Origin of the sequence: Vibrio sp. 1727 (assembly GCF_033344415.1) — a bacterium.
In the GTDB taxonomy this organism is placed as follows: Bacteria; Pseudomonadota; Gammaproteobacteria; order Enterobacterales; family Vibrionaceae; genus Vibrio; species Vibrio alginolyticus.
Map to the genome: position 1 here is coordinate 23,944 of NZ_JAWPOT010000033.1, position 18,608 is coordinate 42,551.

The following is an 18,608-nucleotide window of genomic DNA, read 5'->3' on the forward strand; positions in this document are numbered from 1 at the left end:
TATCAACGAAGATTACAAACATCGAGACCTCCATTCGGAGGTCTCTTTTTATAGCGATTTTTCAAACACTCCAATCCTAAGCGACTCGATTGAGCACCGAACGCAGCTTAAGCGGCTTAACTGGCTTAGCAATAAAGCTGAACCCATTTGCTTTGATACCATCAAGCATATCATCGGTACGATCTGCACTGATGATGACGCCTTCAAAGCTGTGGCCTAATCTCAGGCGGCATTGCTGTAGCACTTCTAAACCAGTACGACCATCATCAAGTCGGTAATCGGAGAAAATTACATCCGGAATCCAACCATCCTCAAGCGCTTGTAGACTTTCAACTAAATCAATCGCAACTCGTGTATCGCAACCCCATCGGGAAAGTAAGTTTTCCATGCCGACTAGAATGTCAGGCTCATTATCGACACATAGGATTCTCAGATGACCAAGTTCAGATTGCTTATTCATCGCCACGTGAACTGGATGAGGCTGAACATGATCAGCTTTATCTAGGGTGATGGAAAAAACACTGCCTTTTCCAACCCAAGAGCGCATCGAAATTTCATGCCCAAGTACCTGAGCAATTCCTTTCGAAATCGCCAAACCAAGTCCGAGACCTTGGTCGGAACGAACTTGAGTTCCGCGATTAAACTCTTCAAAAATCTCTTGCTGCTTCTCTTCTTCAATCCCCACTCCATTATCCCATACATCAATACGCACTCGCCCTTTCACGCGGCGAACACCGAGTGCGACTTTGCCATTCGGGTTATAACGAAACGCATTGGTCAGGAAGTTTTGCACCACACGGCGCAGCAGTTTGGGATCCGACTTAACCATGAGTGAGGACGGAATCATGGTGAACTCTATACCTTGCTGTTTGGCTAACGCACTAAACTCAGCATTCAAATTCGATAACACATCATTTAACGCAAAGCCATGCACGTTGACTTCCAACTTGCCCGATTCCAAGCGCGAGATATCCAGCAAATCTCCAATTAAGTCTTCGGCAGCCTCTAAAGCACTTTCAATGTGTGCTGACAGCTTTTTGGCTTCGCTGTCTTTGGCGACTTCCGATAGTGAAGATGCGAATAGACGCGCCGCGTTGAGCGGTTGCATCAAGTCATGGCTTACTGCCGCCAAGAACCGTGATTTGGACTTCGATTCCAAATCCGAGCGCTGCGTCGCTTCCACCAGCTGCTTGTTAAGTTGTTCTAATTCTCGAGTCCGCAGACGTACCCTTTCTTCCAATGTCTCGTTGGCGTCTTTCAGTGCTTGCTCTGCATCACGGAATACGGTGATGTCGGTAAAGCTCATCACAAAGCCACCACCTGGCATTGGGTTACCTTGCACCTCTATCACGCGACCATCGGGACGAACCCGAGAAGAGGTGTGCCGAGTCCCTTGCTCAAGGTGATAAACACGGCGACGGACGTGGTCATCAGGGTCACCAGGGCCACACAACCCCTGCTCTGCATTGTGCCGAATCACATCCGCAATCGGTCGACCTACTTGAATCAGGCCTGGCGGAAATTCAAAGAGTTCTAAATAGCGTTGGTTCCACGCAACCAAGCGTAGTTGCTTATCGACGACCGCAATACCTTGTCCAATATGCTCAATCGCGCCTTGGAGTAAACCCCGACTAAAATCGTACAGTTCAGAGGCTTCATCGACGATAGTCGCCACCTCTTCAAGCTGCATGTTTCTTCCTTGCAGAGCGGAAGTAAGTACTAACTTAGCAGAAGATGCTCCAAATACCCCTGCTAGCACACGCTCCGTATGCCGAATCAGAGAAGATGGCGCTTGTTGATTCGGCATCAACTCTTCTCGTTGCTGGCTCCAGTAGGCTTGAAACGCCGCTTTAACTCGCGTTCGTCCTACAAATCTGGATGCTAGCATTTCCAGTTCTGCAACCGTAACGCGGCTCTGGTACAGACTCATATTTTCGCTTTCAGGCAACGGTGTACCAACGAATGATGCCGATTGTAAGCGCTCACTTAGGCTTGGTCGGGTAGCCATAGAAACCACAACAAAACACACTGCATTAGCGACCACGCTGAGGATCATCCCCCAATCTGAAATCGCGATATCAAAACTAGCCAATACCTCTGGTGGCGTAATCAACCAGATCAGGAAGTTATTACTGGCGTCTCCGGCAAGCATGTCTGTTTGGCTCATTAACGTAATCAGCCAGGTAGCAAAACCCACCGCGAGGCCAACATACACACCTTTCTTATTCCCTTGACGCCAATACATACCGCCAACCAGCGCAGGAGCGAATTGCGTGATAGCCGCAAACGAGAGAAAGCCGATAGCAGAAAGTGAATGAATGGTGTCCAACGCTTGATAGAAACACCACGCGCCAATCAACAAAACTAAAATCAAACCACGGCGGATCCGCAGTAATAATTCAGAAAAATGGTGGTGGTTACGCTGCGTCAGTCGCATGCGACGCAATAGCAATGGCATAACCAAGTCATTCGAGACCATGATCGCTAAGGCAATCGTCGATACGATAACCATGCCGCTTGCCGCTGAAGTACCGCCTAAAAACGCAAGCAAGGCGATTTCACTCGCCCCTACCGACATCGGTACACTGATGACATAAGTATCAGGCGAAGCGCCACTCAAGAGACCTTGCCCTACCCACGCAATAGGTAAAACAAAAATCCCCATTAAGATCAGATAAATGGGGAACAACCAACGAGCCACGTGCAAATCTTGAGCACGTTCATTTTCCACCACCATCGTATGGAATTGTCGCGGAAGGCAAACGATCGCCAGCATCGTGAGTACAGTATGAATCAATATAGTCGGGATATTTGGTGACTGATACGTCTGCGCGGCAACATCAAGTAAGCTCAAACTCTCGGTGTTCATCGCCAACCAAACAATGAAGACACCAACCACTAAAAAAGCCAGCAGTTTGATAATGGATTCGAAGGCAATTGCCATCATCATCCCACGATGGTGTTCCGTGTTATCAATGTGGCGGGTACCGAATAGCATCGTAAAAATCGCCAATGCGACCACAACAAACCACGACACGCTATCGTTTTGATAACCAAAATCAGTAGCCAGCTCTGGAGCAATGATTTCAAGCCCCATAGTGATACCACGCAGCTGTAAAGCGATGTACGGCAAAATTCCCGCAACCGCTATGAGCGTAACAACCACGGCCAAACCCTGGGATTTACCGTAGCGTGCTCCGATAAAGTCAGCAATCGACGTGATGTGTTCCCGTTTAGCAATCAAAATAAGCCGAGCTAAAACGCGCCATCCGATGGTAAACACTAAAATGGGGGCAATATAGATGGGCAAGAAAGACCAAGGATTACTGCTGGCTTGCCCGACCGTGCCGTAGAAGGTCCACGATGTACAGTACACCGCAATGGAAAGGCTATAAATCCAAGGCCGCCAGCGCGCTAGCCACCTTTTCTGAATGTCGCCGTACCACGCGATGATAAATAAAGCTCCCAAATACGCTAAAGAAACGGGAACCACCAGCCATCCTTGCATCCGATATCCTTTCTTGCCTTTCTTGCTACTTTTAAAGCAAGAGAATAAAAAAACCTCTCCATGAGGGAGAGGTTTCATTTAACACTGCTTTGATAACGGAGACAAAGCTTAGTTTTTAACCTTTGTTACATAAGTCTAATTCTGTGTTTCAAGTGGCTTGTCTGATACATCAACCACCTGATGTGGGTCTTGCGAATCAAGCTTGATGAACAGAGCCAATAACCCCATCGCGGCCATGCCCCAGAACACAAGCGGTCCCCAGTGCTCATAACCCCAGCCACTCAATACGGTCATTAACGCGATAAATGCGCCCAACGGAATCGCGTTATACAACGCTTGCAACGCTACGATCTTATTTTCTTCGGAGTTTTGGATATATTGGATCGCGGCAATGTGCGCGGTAGCGAAAGTCACACCATGCAATAGTTGAACAACCACCAAAGCAATAATTGATGTTGTCGACGCCGTAATACCCCAACGCATCATTACACCAACGGCAGCAGCAATAAACAGCGCGCGTATTGACCAACCTACGAATAAGCGCTTACTCAATGCAAACACTGCCACTTCTGCGGCTACTCCTAAGCTCCACAAGTAGCCAATGACATCTTCCGAGTGACCAGCGGCCTTCCAGTGAATCGCACTAAAGCCGTAGTAAGCCGCATGACTGCCCTGAATTAGTGACACCAACACTAAGAATTTTAGTATCGGTTTGTCAGTCAAAAGAGCGGTCAGCTTTGGACGTTCTGCGCTTTGCCCACCATGCGTTACAGGCATTGGGTTAGTCGGTCGCATAGCAAACAACAACGAGATAAACACGCCGAACATCGCAGTGTACAAGATCATATCGGAGCCAAATTCAGCCACCAGGTAGCCCACTGCCGTCGAGCCTGCGATAAAGGCGATCGAACCCCATAGCCGCGTGCGGCCATAATCGAGCATTTTCAGGCGAGCGTAGTAATTTGCCATCGCGTCCGACAACGGAATAATCGGTCCACAACAAAGATTGAACAACACTGTCGCTAGTGCCATTAACCAAAAGCTACCACCCGTAAAAAAGTGAAATCCAACAAAAAGGAGGGCAGCGAAACTCAACCAACGTAAAGCAGGCATAAGATGTTCGACTTTGTGTACTCGTGGGGTGATCACGATATTGGCAACACAACGTGTCGCAAGGCCTAACCCGACCAGCAAACCGATATCTGTCGAAGATACGCCCTGATCCTTAAACCAAAGTGACCAAAATGGCAGATACACGCCATACGCAAAGAAGAATCCGAGAAAGTACTGGGAAATCCAGCCATACGGAGAAGGTTTCAACATTACTAATATCCTAAAACGGGAACACCAACGTTCGAGCCGGGAATTATGGATCGCCATGCGTATTATAAAAAGGGAAGAATAAGAAACTTATCGTTTCCTCGATGGAATACTAACTTTGCGACATTTGGCATCTTCAAGCGAAAACATCGTAATTTAGACCAAAGTCGTCTGGCTTCCGGTAAGAAATTTGTCAGACTTAGAGAGTGTTCCTTCCATCATTATTGGGTGTTCTCATGCCTGACAAATTTAACATGCAATCTCCACCGTTCGATCGCTTAACTGAAGCACAACAAACGCGACTGCGATCGTCTCTGGACGTCGCCTACTATCGAGCTCGAGATGTTATTTTATCCTGCGGACAGAAGAACCCCCACTTACATATTCTGATCAAAGGCGCGGTAGAAGAGCGCTCCAACGATCAACAGGAAGTGTTCGCACATTATGCCAACGACGATATGTTCGATGTACGCTCGTTACTTGAAGACAAGGTACGTCATCACTACATCGCGCTTGAGGACACGCTCTCTTACCTACTGCCGAAAGAAATTTTCCTTGCCCTTTACAACGAAAATGGCCAGTTTGCAGCCTATTTCGATAACAATTTATCGAAACGGCAAGAGCTCATCGAAGCGGCCCATCAACAGCAAAACTTAGCGGAGTTTATTCTCACTAAAGTTGACCGCAGCATTTATCACCCACCGATGATCCTTGAACCAAATACACCAATTAACGAGGTAACACGTTCCTTAAAAGAAAATGGGATTGACGCTGCATTGGTTCAACTCCATGGCGATGATCCACGATTGGAAAAATGGCCATCAGCCCACCCGTACGCAATAGTGACTCGTACTAATATGCTGCATTCTGTGATGATAGATGGTTGCGCGCTCGACACACCAGTGGGTGAGATCGCGAGCTTTCCTGTTTATCACGTTGATGATGGTGACTTTCTATTCAACGCCATGATCACAATGACCAGAAATAGAATGAAACGCCTCATGGTATGTGAAGGCAACAGAGCCGTCGGCATGCTGGATATGACCCAAATTCTCAGCGCGTTCTCAACCCACTCTCACGTGTTAACGCTCAGTATTGCTCGAGCAAGCAGCGTGGAAGAGCTCGCTTTGGCCTCAAACCGCCAACGTCAATTGGTCGAGAGCTTATTGAAAAACGGCATCCGCACTCGCTTCATCATGGAGCTTATCTCAGCCGTAAACGAACAAATTATCGAGAAAGCGTTCGAGTTAGTGATACCACCAGCCTTGCACGACCATTGTTGCTTGATCGTACTCGGCTCTGAAGGCCGAGGAGAGCAAATTCTCAAAACCGATCAAGACAATGCCCTGATTATTCAAGATGGTCTGGAATGGCCTCATTGCGAACAAGTGATGCAATCCTTCACACACACCCTACAACAGCTCGGTTATCCACTTTGCCCTGGTAAAGTGATGGTTAACAACCCGAAATGGGTCAAAACACAGCAAGAATGGATAAGCACCCTAAACCACTGGATAGCTAAAGCCGAACCAGAACAAATCATGGACTTAGCCATTTTCAGTGACGCCCATGCTGTTGCTGGGAATTGCGAGCTGCTGGCTCCAATTGCGGCGCATCTTCGTGACACAATGAAAGATCGCATGTTGATATTGTCTGACTTTACTCGCCCTGCCTTGCAGTTTTCGGTGCCCCTAACTCTATTTGGCAACGTAAAAAGTGCTAAAGACGGATTGGACATTAAACGCGGCGGTATTTTCCCAATTGTACACGGCATTCGCGCCTTGTCTTTGGAGTATGCCATTGAAGAGAAGAACACGTTTGAACGCATTGAAGCTCTGAGAAATAAGCGCATCTTAGAATCCGAAACGGCAGATAATCTCAACGAAGCACTTAAATTGTTCTTTAAACTTCGTCTTAATCAGCAACTCAAAAAGCAAGAAGCGTTGAATAACATTGATATTAAACAACTGGATAGAACTGAGCGTGATTTGCTTCGCCACAGCTTACATGTGGTGAAGAAATTTAAGCAATTTTTAGGCTTCCATTATCAAATTCGTGATTAACCCTGATTTTCATAAATCACAGAGGCGTAAGCAATGAACTGGTTACAACGCAAATACTGGCATTACAAATTGAAAGGCTCGCCTTATCAGTCGCTGTTTTGCACGCCAGATAAAACAGAATACGTCTCTCTTGACTGCGAAACCACCAGCCTTGACCCAAATCGCGCCGAGCTGGTGACTATTGCAGCCACCAAGATCATCGACAACCGCATCATCACCAGTCAACCATTTGAAGTCCGCTTACGCGCGCCGCAATCGCTCGACTCTGGCTCGGTCAAGATCCATCGAATTCGCCACCAAGACTTAGTCGATGGCATCAGTGAAAAAGAGGCGCTGCTCGAGCTGCTCGAATTTATCGGCAACCGACCACTTGTGGGCTATCACATTCGTTACGATAAAAAGATCTTAGACCTTGCTTGTCTGAGGCAACTTGGCTTCCCACTTCCTAACCCACTCATCGAGGTCAGTCAGATTTATCACGATAAGTTGGAACGACATTTGCCGAATGCCTATTTCGACTTAAGTCTGGATGCCATTTGTAAACACCTCGAACTTCCTATCCAAGACAAACACGACGCCTTGCAAGACGCGATTTCTGCCGCTTTGGTCTTTGTCCGCTTAACGAAAGGCGATTTACCCAACCTAACCGCACCGTATACATAAAAATCAGTTGACCTAGCTCCCAGAAATACTTTTGTTTCAGCGATTTCCCGGCGCTTCTATCACTCTCATCCTAAAGTCTAATTGTGGAAATACGCGCGGTGACTGACAGTTATAAGCACAACGTCGTCATTACCACGACCAAGTTATTTAGAACCAAAAAACAGCCCTACAAAAATATATTCAAAATCTTATCTAGATTGGTGTAAGGCCGAGAAATAAGGCACAAGGAGAGAAGCCATGAGCGAAGCCCACGTTTATCCGGTAAAAGAAAATATTAAAACTCATACACACGCGGATAATGATACTTACTTAGCCATGTATCAGCAGTCGGTAACCGATCCAGAGGGCTTCTGGAACGAACACGGCAAAATCGTTGATTGGATCAAACCTTTCACCAAAGTAAAAAGCACTTCTTTCGACACTGGCCATGTTGATATTCGCTGGTTTGAAGATGGCACACTGAACGTCTCGGCTAACTGTATTGACCGTCATCTTGCAGAACACGGGGATGACGTCGCCATCATTTGGGAAGGCGATGATCCAGCCGACGACAAAACACTCACTTTCAACGAACTGCACAAAGAAGTGTGTAAATTCTCCAACGCATTGAAAGAGCAAGGCGTACGCAAGGGCGACGTGGTGTGTCTATACATGCCAATGGTGCCAGAAGCCGCAGTGGCGATGCTCGCTTGTACCCGTATTGGTGCGGTTCACACCGTAGTATTTGGCGGTTTCTCACCAGAAGCACTATCCGGCCGTATCATCGACTCTGACGCTAAAGTCGTGATCACCGCTGACGAAGGCGTACGTGGCGGACGCGCTGTTCCACTGAAAAAGAACGTGGATGAAGCACTAACCAACCCAGACGTAAAAACCATCAATAAAGTCGTCGTGCTTAAACGTACAGGTGGTGATGTTGAATGGCATGAACACCGTGATGTTTGGTGGCACGAAGCAACAGCCAACGTTTCTGACGTTTGCCCACCAGAAGAGATGAAAGCCGAAGACCCGCTGTTCATCCTCTACACATCTGGCTCGACAGGTAAACCTAAAGGCGTACTACATACTACAGGCGGTTACCTCGTCTACGCGGCAATGACCTTTAAATATGTCTTCGATTATCAACCAGGTGAAACCTTCTGGTGTACCGCGGATGTGGGCTGGATTACAGGCCATACTTACCTAATTTATGGTCCACTAGCGAACGGGGCCAAAACCATTCTGTTTGAAGGTGTTCCAAACTACCCAAGCACGGCTCGGATGAGTGAAGTGGTTGATAAGCACCAAGTGAACATTCTCTACACTGCGCCAACCGCTATTCGTGCACTAATGGCAAAAGGTAACGAAGCGGTAGCAGGGACATCTCGTTCAAGCTTACGTGTGATGGGTTCAGTAGGTGAGCCTATCAACCCTGAAGCGTGGGAGTGGTACTACAAAACGATTGGTAACGAGAGCTCGCCTATCGTTGATACTTGGTGGCAAACAGAGACCGGCGGTATCTTAATTGCACCACTACCAGGTGCAACAGATTTAAAACCAGGCTCAGCAACTCGACCATTCTTCGGAGTCCAACCTGCACTGGTTGATAACATGGGCAACATCATTGAAGAAACCGCAGCAGAAGGTAACTTGGTGATCCTTGATTCATGGCCAGGTCAGATGCGTACTGTTTATGGCGACCACGAGCGCTTTGAACAGACCTACTTCTCAACCTTCAAGGGAATGTACTTTACTAGTGATGGGGCTCGTCGTGACGAAGACGGTTACTACTGGATCACGGGCCGTGTTGATGACGTACTAAACGTGTCGGGTCACCGCATGGGTACCGCTGAAATAGAATCGGCTCTTGTCGCACATCATAAAATTGCTGAGGCCGCTATTGTGGGCATTCCGCATGATATCAAAGGCCAAGCTATCTACGCTTACATTACCTTGAACGATGGTGAATTCCCGTCAGCAGAGCTACACAAAGAAGTGAAAGATTGGGTGCGTAAAGAGATTGGTCCAATTGCAACACCAGATGTACTGCACTGGACGGATTCCTTACCGAAGACTCGTTCTGGTAAGATCATGCGTCGAATCCTGCGTAAAATTGCAACGGGTGATACCAGCAACCTCGGAGACACATCAACGCTTGCCGATCCGAGCGTTGTAGATAAACTTATCGCAGAGAAAGCAGAATTGGCATAAATTCAACCAACTGTTTTAAAAGCACTTTAAAAACCGCCATCACTCATGGCGGTTTTTTGCTTCAGTGCACAAATTGGCCACACAAAAAATATGGCAATTATGTTGTTTTTGTTAACTTGGTTACAGAAACGAGAGTGGCTATTAGGAGATTAGACCAGTAAATTGCTGCTAATTGCTATGAATTAGCTATAATCTTGGTCGATTTTTTAAAATTTGCTCGGTTTTAACAAAAAAATCGTGCTGAACTATCGTATATTTGGGAATATAAACGTTCCACTCACGATAAGGGAAGATAGCAACACAATGTCTGCAAAGTCACGGATTCTTGTTCTAAACGGACCAAATCTTAATCTATTGGGTCTGCGCGAACCGACACACTATGGTCACAGTACCTTAGCTCAAGTTGTGGATACTCTTACAGAGCAAGCCCATAACGCTGGGGTAGAACTGGAACACCTACAATCAAATCGTGAGTACGAACTGATTGAAGCCATTCACGCTGCCTATGGCAAGATTGACTTCATCATCATCAATCCAGCGGCTTTCACTCATACTAGTGTGGCGCTGCGAGATGCATTACTTGGCGTCGCCATCCCATTTATTGAGGTGCACTTATCAAATGTGCACGCACGTGAACCATTCCGTCATCACTCTTATCTGTCAGATAAAGCAGAGGGTGTGATTTGCGGTTTAGGCGCACAAGGTTATGAATTTGCTCTGTCTGCAGCGATCAATAAGCTACAGGCAAAGTAACCCTAACACTCTGCAACCCTACGAGGGTTGTCTTAATCACAAGATAAAAGAGAAAGAAAAGATGGATATTCGTAAAATCAAGAAGCTAATTGAGTTAGTTGAAGAGTCTGGCATTGCTGAGCTAGAGATCTCTGAAGGTGAAGAGTCAGTGCGCATCAGCCGTCATGGCACTGCAGCCCCTCAAGCACCAATTCACTACGCAGCAGCTCCAGCGGCGGCACCTGCTCCAGTAGCAGCGGCACCAGTAGCGGAAGCGCCAGCAGCAGAAGCTCCAGCAGCAACACCTGCAGGTCACCAAGTTCTTTCTCCAATGGTTGGTACTTTCTACCGCTCTCCAAGCCCAGACTCTAAAGCATTCGTAGAAGTAGGTCAGAAAGTAAATGCTGGCGATACTCTATGTATTGTTGAAGCAATGAAAATGATGAACCAAATCGAAGCGGACAAATCTGGCGTTGTTACAGCAATCCTAGCTGAAGACGGCCAACCAGTTGAATTCGACCAACCTCTTGTTGTAATCGAATAAGCGGGGCTTGCCTTATGCTAGACAAAGTAGTCATCGCGAACCGAGGTGAAATTGCACTTCGTATTCTTCGCGCTTGTAAAGAATTAGGTATTAAGACCGTCGCTGTTCACTCAACAGCGGACCGCGATCTTAAGCACGTACTACTCGCAGACGAAACCGTATGTATCGGCCCTGCTCGTGGTATCGACAGCTACCTAAACATTCCACGCATCATTTCTGCAGCAGAAGTGACTGGTGCTGTGGCTATCCACCCAGGTTACGGCTTCCTGTCTGAGAACGCAGACTTCGCAGAGCAAGTTGAGCGCAGTGGTTTCATCTTCGTTGGTCCAAAGGCAGACACTATCCGCCTAATGGGCGATAAAGTATCTGCTATCAATGCAATGAAGAAAGCAGGCGTTCCTTGTGTACCGGGTTCTGACGGCCCTCTAGACAATGACGAAGAGAAAAACAAAGCATTTGCTAAGCGCATTGGTTACCCAGTAATCATCAAAGCATCTGGCGGCGGCGGCGGTCGTGGTATGCGTGTTGTTCGCGCAGAGAAAGACCTTATCCAAGCCATTGCAATGACACGTGCTGAAGCAAAAGCGGCGTTCAACAATGACATGGTTTACATGGAGAAATTCCTAGAAAACCCTCGTCACGTTGAAGTTCAGGTTATTGCTGACGGTCAAGGCGGCGCAATCCACCTTGGTGAGCGTGACTGTTCAATGCAACGTCGTCACCAAAAAGTAGTGGAAGAAGCTCCAGCACCTGGTATCACCGAAGAAATGCGTAAGTACATCGGTGAACGCTGTACTCGTGCGTGTATCGAGATCGGTTACCGCGGCGCAGGTACGTTTGAATTCCTATACGAGAACGGTGAGTTCTACTTCATCGAAATGAACACTCGTATTCAGGTAGAGCACCCAGTAACAGAGATGGTTACTGGCATCGACCTAATCAAAGAACAGCTTCGTGTTGCAGCGGGTCAGCCTCTGTCATTCACTCAAGATGATATTAAGATCCGTGGCCATGCGATTGAGTGTCGTATCAACGCAGAAGACCCTGAGCGCTTCCTACCATCTCCGGGTAAGATCGAGCGTTTCCACGCTCCTGGCGGTATGGGTGTACGTTGGGAATCTCATATCTACACAGGCTACACAGTTCCACCTCATTACGATTCAATGATTGGTAAACTGATCACTTACGGTGAGAACCGTGATGTAGCGATTGCACGTATGAAAAACGCACTGGGTGAGATGATCATCGAAGGCATCAAAACTAACGTGCCACTGCAGTTCTCCATTATGAATGACGAAAACTTCCAACACGGTGGTGCAAACATCCACTACCTAGAGAAGAAGCTTGGCTTACAATAAGCCTAAGCAAACGTCTTAAAAAATGCCCACTCCCGTGGGCATTTTTGTTTTATATGTACGCGAACGGCTCAACATATAAATTGGCTTATTTGGGTATATACTCAAACAAATCGTAGAGTTCTGGTAAACTCTGCGCCACTTCATTCACTTTAAGAGCAAAAACCAATGCCTTGGATTCAAATCAAACTCAACGCGACCAATGAAAACGCTGAGCAAATCGGCGATATGCTAATGGAAGAGACTGGCGCGCTGTCTGTTACATTCTTAGACGCGCAGGATACACCTGTATTCGAACCTCTACCTGGCGAAACTCGCTTATGGGGCGATACTGATATTCTGGCACTGTATGATGCAGAAGCAGACACTAACTTCATCATCGACCAAATTAAAGCGAGCAATATGCTGGCTGACAATTTTGCTTACAAAGTAGAACAGCTTGAAGATAAAGACTGGGAACGCGAATGGATGGAAAACTTCCACCCAATGAAATTTGGTGAACGCCTATGGATTTGTCCAAGCTGGCGCGACATTCCAGATCCTGACGCTGTTAATGTTATGTTGGATCCAGGCCTTGCATTCGGTACGGGTACTCACCCTACAACAGCACTTTGTCTTGAGTGGCTAGAAAGCATGGACTTAAGCGGTAAGACCGTTATCGACTTCGGTTGTGGCTCAGGTATTCTAGCGATCGCAGCGATCAAACTGGGCGCTGAAAAAGTGATAGGGATCGACATTGATCCTCAAGCCCTGCTTGCTTCAAAAGACAATGCTGAGCGTAATGGCGTTGTAGACAAACTAGAAGTTTACTTACCGCAAAATCAACCTGAAGGTCTCGTCGCTGACGTCGTTGTGGCCAACATCCTTGCAGGACCTTTACGTGAACTTGCACCTATCATCAAAGGGCTAGTTAAGCCAAATGGCGACCTCGCTATGTCCGGCGTATTAGACACTCAAGCTGAAGATGTTGCGAACTATTACCGTGACGAGCTTCACATTGACCCGATTGTTGAGCAAAGTGAATGGTGTCGCATCTCTGGTCGTAAGCAAGGCTAGACAAGGTTTTCAGAGCTAATTGTTTGAAATTCATACAATTTACAAAAACAATTTGTAAATGCTCAAATATTAGTCTTTTCACGCAGTGAAAAAATGCGTAAAATGCGCGCCCTTGCTGGTACAGAACTGTGATGACGTTTTGAAAATCGGAAACTATCAACTTAAGAACAATCTAATCGTAGCCCCTATGGCTGGTGTAACGGATAGACCGTTTCGCGAGTTGTGTCTTCGCTATGGTGCGGGAATGGCCGTCAGTGAAATGATGTCTGCTAACCCAAAACTATGGGGAACGTCAAAGTCGAAACAGCGCATGGTACACGAGGGCGAATCGGGCATTCGCTCTGTACAGATTGCGGGTTCCGATCCACAGCTTATGGCGGACGCAGCTCAATTCAGTGTTGAGAACGGTGCACAAATCATCGACATCAACATGGGCTGCCCGGCAAAAAAAGTGAATAAGAAGCTAGCGGGCTCTGCTCTGCTTCAATACCCAAACATTATCGAAGAGATTTTGAAAGCGGTCGTGAATGCAGTGGACGTTCCTGTAACGTTAAAGACTCGAACTGGCTGGGATACAGACAACAAGAACTGTGTCCAGATCGCTAAATTAGCCGAAAACTGCGGCATACAAGCTCTTGCTCTGCATGGCAGAACGAAAGCATGTATGTACAAAGGTGAGGCCGAATATGACAGCATTAAAGCGGTAAAAGAGGCGATTTCAATTCCGGTTATCGCGAACGGTGATATCGATAGCCCGGAGAAAGCCAAATTTGTACTGGAGTACACCGGTGCGGACGCTTTAATGATTGGACGCCCTGCCCAGGGTCGTCCTTGGATTTTCCAGGAAATCCATCACTATTTGGAAAACGGCACCACAATGGAGGAACTTCCAACTGAGGAAGTGAAAACCATTATGCTTGGTCATGTAAATGCTCTGCATGAGTTTTATGGGGAGTTCTTAGGTCCACGTATCGCGCGCAAGCACGTTGGGTGGTACCTGAAAGAGCATGAACAGGCAAGTGAGTTTCGCCGTACCTTCAACGCTATCGACGCAGCTCCGCTGCAAATTGAGGCGTTAGAAGGTTATTTTGATAACGTTGCATCATAATTAAGAGAAGAGCTAGACCGAATATGTTCGAACAAAATCTGACTTCAGAAGCATTAACAGTAACTACAGTAACGTCACAAGACCAGATTACTCAGAAGCCTTTACGTGACTCTGTTAAAGCGTCTCTTAAAAACTACCTTGCTCAACTAAACGGCCAGGAAGTAACAGAACTATACGAATTAGTTCTAGCTGAAGTTGAACAGCCACTACTAGATACTATCATGCAGTACACTCGCGGTAACCAAACTCGCGCAGCAACTATGATGGGTATCAACCGCGGTACTCTTCGCAAGAAACTTAAGAAATACGGCATGAACTAAGACCGTTTTTCAAAAAGTATTTGGAACAAGCCGTTACCTTTTTAGGTAACGGCTTTTCTTTATCTACTAAAACACTACGAATAACGCTCACTTTGTTCAGTATTACCAACTGGCTTTAAGATAACTACTGCTGAGCCAAACAATAGCAAAGCCACGAAAGCGACCCATTCATTGCCTACAGAATACGCGAAGCCCGCCAAGGCAGACCAAATCGCGACACCAAAGTGCATCATACTCATTCCAAAAGACATTAACACACCTCGATATTCATCAGATAAGCTTGCGATATGTGCTTGTAATGCCGGAGAACCAACCCCTCCAGCAAGAGACCAGAGCACTAGAGCTGGAAGATAAGCGGTCACCGCACTCATCTCACTTGAGAACACCCATGCACTGCAAGGTATGCACACCATTAAAGCCACTCGCATAACAGCTCGAGAGCTACCAAGCCAACGGCAAGCTCTCCCCACGCACATATTTCCAACCACACTCACGATCCCTAGAGCAGCATAAATAGCGCCCACCCAACCGAGCGCCAACTCGCTGGTACCTCGAATATGAAGGCCTATCAGGTTAAATACACCAATACCTCCCCCTAGGCCTAAACACATCGCTAGAATCGCCCTCAACGCGCCTGGAAGATGAATGACGTCTGTGATAGGTGGCAGAGTATCTGACTTCTTGGACTCATTATGCTTGTTGTTCATGGACACTACGCTCATGGCACCGACAAAAAGAGCCGCCACGCCCAAAATAATAAAAGCGGCACGCCATGATAAAAGCTGGGTCAACAATGCTCCGATCGCCGGGCTAGTTATCATACCTAGCGTTAATCCCGCCTGAACCATCACAATTTGACGCATCGCTCTATTACCCTTCGCGTCTCCCGCTAACGCGAATGCAATTGGTAACATGCCTGCACTTGCAATACCAGTGATCACACGAGTTGCAATAGCAAGTTCAAAATCATGAACTATGCCCGTCGTAATAGACGCAACCCCAAATACAAAGCAAGCAGGCACCATGATACGAATACGCCCAGCTCGGTCTGATAAACGGCCCAGGTAAGGAGCGAAAATTGCTATGGCCAAACTATATGCCGTAATAAATAAGGTAACCTGACTCGGTTGAACACTTAAATCATTTCCGATAGGTTCAAGAATAGATCCAAGCATCAACTCATCAGCACCAACAAGAAAAGCAACGAGAAATAGGATAATGGACCGCATCATAGCTCCACCTCCTGTTCTGTTTCCGATTCAGCACAAGTGAGCAACGAAATATCTAAAACTCTATCAGGCCAAGATTGCAAAAATGCCTTCTCATGAGATACCACAATCACGCTACCGGAAAAGCGCTGGAGAGCCTCTTTAAGCGCATTTTTACTGCTGCTATCCAAATGTGTTGTTGGTTCGTCCAACAGCAAAACATTGCATTTCTGAACCGATAAACAACACAGTTTCACCCGAGTTTGCTCACCACCGCTCAATGTATCTAAGTGGCGCTGCGTCTTATCCCCCATGATCCCAAAGCGAGCTAATAGCTTGCGTGACTCTTTGCTTGAGATTGTTGGCGCACAAGAGCACAGCTCCTGTTCAGGCGTGTTCTGAGGATGGCGCCAAGACAAACCTTGAGAAAAATAACCAATCATTGCACCTTTTGCCAATACCACCTCACCAGAGAGTGGCTCGATCTTCCCCATCAGGGTTTTAAGTAAGGTCGACTTACCCACGCCGTTAAAGCCAGCAACAACCAACTTTTCCCCGCGCGCTAACGTGATATCACATACTGGAAGCAGAGGCTGCTGATAACCGATCATCAACGCTTTTGCGTCAATCACATTCGGTTGCCCAATGGGCTGGTAAGCAAAGTCAAACGTCGATACTTTCTCTACATTATTCAGTTGAATACGTTCGATTTTATCCAGTTTTTTCTTACGCCCTTTAGCAAGACTGGCGTTAACTCCTGCACCATTTTTGGCAATAAATTGCTCTAGCTTTCGAATTTCACTTTGCTGAGCCTTATATTGCTTTTCTAATAAAGCACCGTCGTGCTGCTTTTGCTGCATTGCTTTGACATAAGTACCGCTGTATTTTCGAACCGTTTGATAATCAATATCACAAACACTGGTCGCTACTTGATTAAGGAAATCAATATCATGAGAAACCAGTGAAACTGTGCCAATGTAATCATTGAGAAACGTGACTAGCCATTCAATGTGCGGAGCATCAAGATAGTTTGTCGGCTCATCAAGAATTAACACATCGGGGTTGCGAAGTAACAACCTGCCTAAAAGGACTTTGTGCCTTTGACCGCCACTTAGCGAGACAAGCGGTGTATCTAAGCCAAATTGATAAATACCAAGACCTACAGCAACTCGTTCAATTTTGGTATTAATTGCATAGAAGTCTTCATCTTCTAAATATGCCTGTAGCCGAGCGACTTGGCTTAAAAGAGATGTAGAGTGAGACTCGGTCATCGCATGATACAAAGTCCAAAGCTTTTGCTCTGCAGCGTATAAACTCTCAAAAGAGCCCTTTAAACACTCATGAACTGTCAGCACATTATCGATCTTAAAATGTTGTTCTAAATACCCCACCTCAAGGTTTGGTAACCATTCAATGCAGCCCTTATCTGCAGATAATTCACCGAAAAGCAGTTTCAATAAGGTGCTTTTTCCAACACCATTCGCTCCGGTGATACCTATTTTCTCTCCCACGTTAATACGAAAGGTCACGTTGTTGTATAATGTCTTATCGGCTACCTGATAAGACAAATTTTTAACTTGTAAAATACTCATGTTTTCAACCAAATAAAAAAGGGCCGGTGATGAAATATCACCGGCCATCTCTTCTCTTTTATCAGGTGTACAAGCTCCTGCGTATAACTTCAGCGAAGCTACCCACACATAAAACACCTGATGAAGATAATTTAAGACTCCGAGCAACACTTCATCGCGTTTTTTGCACGGAGTTCAGCCTTCTTACAAAGCTTTTAAACAAGAGATATAACATGATTTACTGTCGAAAAAATATTCGATGTGAAGCGTACACCTTTAGAATAAAAAGTACCAGATAATTGTTAAAACTATCGTGACTTACACGAAGGTCCACAGAAAGAAGACTTTTCCTCAGTCAATGTGCCAGGTGAACTGCTTACTCAGCAAACACAGCTATGAAAGCACCTATACCGCTCACGTTATACGTACGTAGTGGTGGCTTTGAAGGTTAGAGAGGGTTAGAGGGAAGCAGTAGCGAATATACTTTAAGACACTGGCTTAAATAGATCGACAAAACAAAATCCATGTTTGAAAAGTTTTAAATGCGCTGAGTTTATATTAATAAGCGCCTATGGCTAAATCAAAACATCTAAAGCAGAGAAATCTCCCCCGAAAATAACATAACCTAGTGAATAAATTTTCCAGGTAATAATAAAGGAATAAAGGAAGCTTTGGTAAGTAAGCACAAGGGCTGAGAACTAGCGCTCGATACTAGGACCCGGTTCAGTAGAAACCACACAAAACTGCGTTCCACTTCACTCATAACAGGGCTTAGAAAGCATAGCCAGAGGGAAGCCTGCCTCTAGATGCAAGGTTTCAATATGAAAGTGAGTTTCAGGTAAGTCGGGGGAACCAGAACGAAAAAAGCCTCAGTCTTTCGACTGAGGCTTAATATAAGTGGCGGAGTGGACGGGACTCGAACCCGCGACCCCCGGCGTGACAGGCCGGTATTCTAACCAACTGAACTACC

General features: G+C 46.4%; 13 protein-coding genes. 9 read left to right on the forward strand and 4 right to left on the reverse strand.

Features of this window, described 5'->3' with window-relative positions; translation table 11 throughout:
• Positions 1–76 precede the first annotated feature (76 nt).
• Together R8O10_RS21990 and R8O10_RS21995 are read right to left on the reverse strand one after the other, a co-directional pair.
• Positions 77–3,508 carry a PAS-domain containing protein gene (locus R8O10_RS21990; protein WP_031781037.1) on the reverse strand — a complete coding sequence of 1,144 codons (3,432 nt, stop codon included), beginning with the start codon at positions 3,506–3,508 and terminating at the stop codon, positions 77–79.
• Between the two features lie 135 nt (positions 3,509–3,643).
• Complete coding sequence (locus R8O10_RS21995; RefSeq protein ID WP_053307400.1) at positions 3,644–4,831, reverse strand: 3-phenylpropionate MFS transporter; 1,188 nt, start codon at positions 4,829–4,831, stop codon at positions 3,644–3,646.
• A 233-nt stretch (positions 4,832–5,064) separates the two neighbouring features.
• Here R8O10_RS21995 and R8O10_RS22000 point away from each other — a divergent pair, with 233 nt between their 5' ends.
• From R8O10_RS22000 to fis, 9 genes are all read left to right on the forward strand, one after another.
• Entirely contained in the window at positions 5,065–6,891 is a 1,827-nt protein-coding gene (locus R8O10_RS22000) for a DUF294 nucleotidyltransferase-like domain-containing protein (protein ID WP_258458396.1), read from the forward strand.
• Between the two features lie 33 nt (positions 6,892–6,924).
• Positions 6,925–7,554, forward strand: coding sequence for a 3'-5' exonuclease (locus R8O10_RS22005; RefSeq protein WP_064354387.1), 630 nt, complete (start codon positions 6,925–6,927; stop codon positions 7,552–7,554).
• 237 nt (positions 7,555–7,791) lie between these two features.
• A complete protein-coding gene (gene acs, locus R8O10_RS22010; protein ID WP_005386359.1) occupies positions 7,792–9,744 on the forward strand; it encodes an acetate--CoA ligase in 1,953 nt (650 codons plus the stop codon).
• 303 nt (positions 9,745–10,047) lie between these two features.
• On the forward strand, positions 10,048–10,497 hold the full coding sequence (gene aroQ / locus R8O10_RS22015) for a type II 3-dehydroquinate dehydratase (RefSeq protein ID WP_005382360.1): 450 nt from the start codon (positions 10,048–10,050) through the stop codon (positions 10,495–10,497).
• A 61-nt stretch (positions 10,498–10,558) separates the two neighbouring features.
• Entirely contained in the window at positions 10,559–11,020 is a 462-nt protein-coding gene (accB, locus tag R8O10_RS22020) for an acetyl-CoA carboxylase biotin carboxyl carrier protein (RefSeq protein ID WP_005386355.1), read from the forward strand.
• Between the two features lie 14 nt (positions 11,021–11,034).
• Positions 11,035–12,378: an acetyl-CoA carboxylase biotin carboxylase subunit gene (gene accC, locus R8O10_RS22025; protein WP_005382509.1), complete on the forward strand. Its 1,344-nt coding sequence runs from the start codon at positions 11,035–11,037 to the stop codon at positions 12,376–12,378.
• Between the two features lie 165 nt (positions 12,379–12,543).
• Complete coding sequence (gene prmA / locus R8O10_RS22030) at positions 12,544–13,431, forward strand: 50S ribosomal protein L11 methyltransferase (RefSeq protein ID WP_138940498.1); 888 nt, start codon at positions 12,544–12,546, stop codon at positions 13,429–13,431.
• A gap of 139 nt (positions 13,432–13,570) precedes the next feature.
• Positions 13,571–14,539: a tRNA dihydrouridine synthase DusB gene (gene dusB / locus R8O10_RS22035; RefSeq protein ID WP_005382505.1), complete on the forward strand. Its 969-nt coding sequence runs from the start codon at positions 13,571–13,573 to the stop codon at positions 14,537–14,539.
• A gap of 23 nt (positions 14,540–14,562) precedes the next feature.
• Positions 14,563–14,859: a DNA-binding transcriptional regulator Fis gene (gene fis / locus R8O10_RS22040; RefSeq protein WP_000462885.1), complete on the forward strand. Its 297-nt coding sequence runs from the start codon at positions 14,563–14,565 to the stop codon at positions 14,857–14,859.
• Between the two features lie 74 nt (positions 14,860–14,933).
• Here fis and R8O10_RS22045 read toward each other — a convergent pair whose 3' ends face one another.
• Positions 14,934–16,091, reverse strand: a complete 1,158-nt coding sequence (locus R8O10_RS22045; protein ID WP_318191733.1) for an MFS transporter — start codon at positions 16,089–16,091, stop codon at positions 14,934–14,936.
• A complete protein-coding gene (locus tag R8O10_RS22050; protein ID WP_318191734.1) occupies positions 16,088–17,659 on the reverse strand; it encodes an ABC-F family ATP-binding cassette domain-containing protein in 1,572 nt (523 codons plus the stop codon). The genes R8O10_RS22045 and R8O10_RS22050 overlap by 4 nt, the downstream gene beginning before the upstream one ends.
• Positions 17,660–18,608: the final 949 nt, after the last annotated feature.

Excerpts from the sequence above, each read along its gene's own strand:
- prmA (WP_138940498.1), top strand. The coding sequence starts at position 12,544 with ATGCCTTGGATTCAAATCAAACTCAACGCGACCAATGAAAACGCTGAG.
- R8O10_RS22045 (WP_318191733.1), bottom strand. The coding sequence starts at position 16,091 with ATGATGCGGTCCATTATCCTATTTCTCGTTGCTTTTCTTGTTGGTGCT.
- R8O10_RS22050 (WP_318191734.1), bottom strand. The coding sequence starts at position 17,659 with ATGAGTATTTTACAAGTTAAAAATTTGTCTTATCAGGTAGCCGATAAG.
- R8O10_RS22000 (WP_258458396.1), top strand. The coding sequence starts at position 5,065 with ATGCCTGACAAATTTAACATGCAATCTCCACCGTTCGATCGCTTAACT.
- R8O10_RS21990 (WP_031781037.1), bottom strand. The coding sequence starts at position 3,508 with ATGCAAGGATGGCTGGTGGTTCCCGTTTCTTTAGCGTATTTGGGAGCT.
- accB (WP_005386355.1), top strand. The coding sequence starts at position 10,559 with ATGGATATTCGTAAAATCAAGAAGCTAATTGAGTTAGTTGAAGAGTCT.
- fis (WP_000462885.1), top strand. The coding sequence starts at position 14,563 with ATGTTCGAACAAAATCTGACTTCAGAAGCATTAACAGTAACTACAGTA.
- R8O10_RS22005 (WP_064354387.1), top strand. The coding sequence starts at position 6,925 with ATGAACTGGTTACAACGCAAATACTGGCATTACAAATTGAAAGGCTCG.
- acs (WP_005386359.1), top strand. The coding sequence starts at position 7,792 with ATGAGCGAAGCCCACGTTTATCCGGTAAAAGAAAATATTAAAACTCAT.
- accC (WP_005382509.1), top strand. The coding sequence starts at position 11,035 with ATGCTAGACAAAGTAGTCATCGCGAACCGAGGTGAAATTGCACTTCGT.
- R8O10_RS21995 (WP_053307400.1), bottom strand. The coding sequence starts at position 4,831 with ATGTTGAAACCTTCTCCGTATGGCTGGATTTCCCAGTACTTTCTCGGA.
- aroQ (WP_005382360.1), top strand. The coding sequence starts at position 10,048 with ATGTCTGCAAAGTCACGGATTCTTGTTCTAAACGGACCAAATCTTAAT.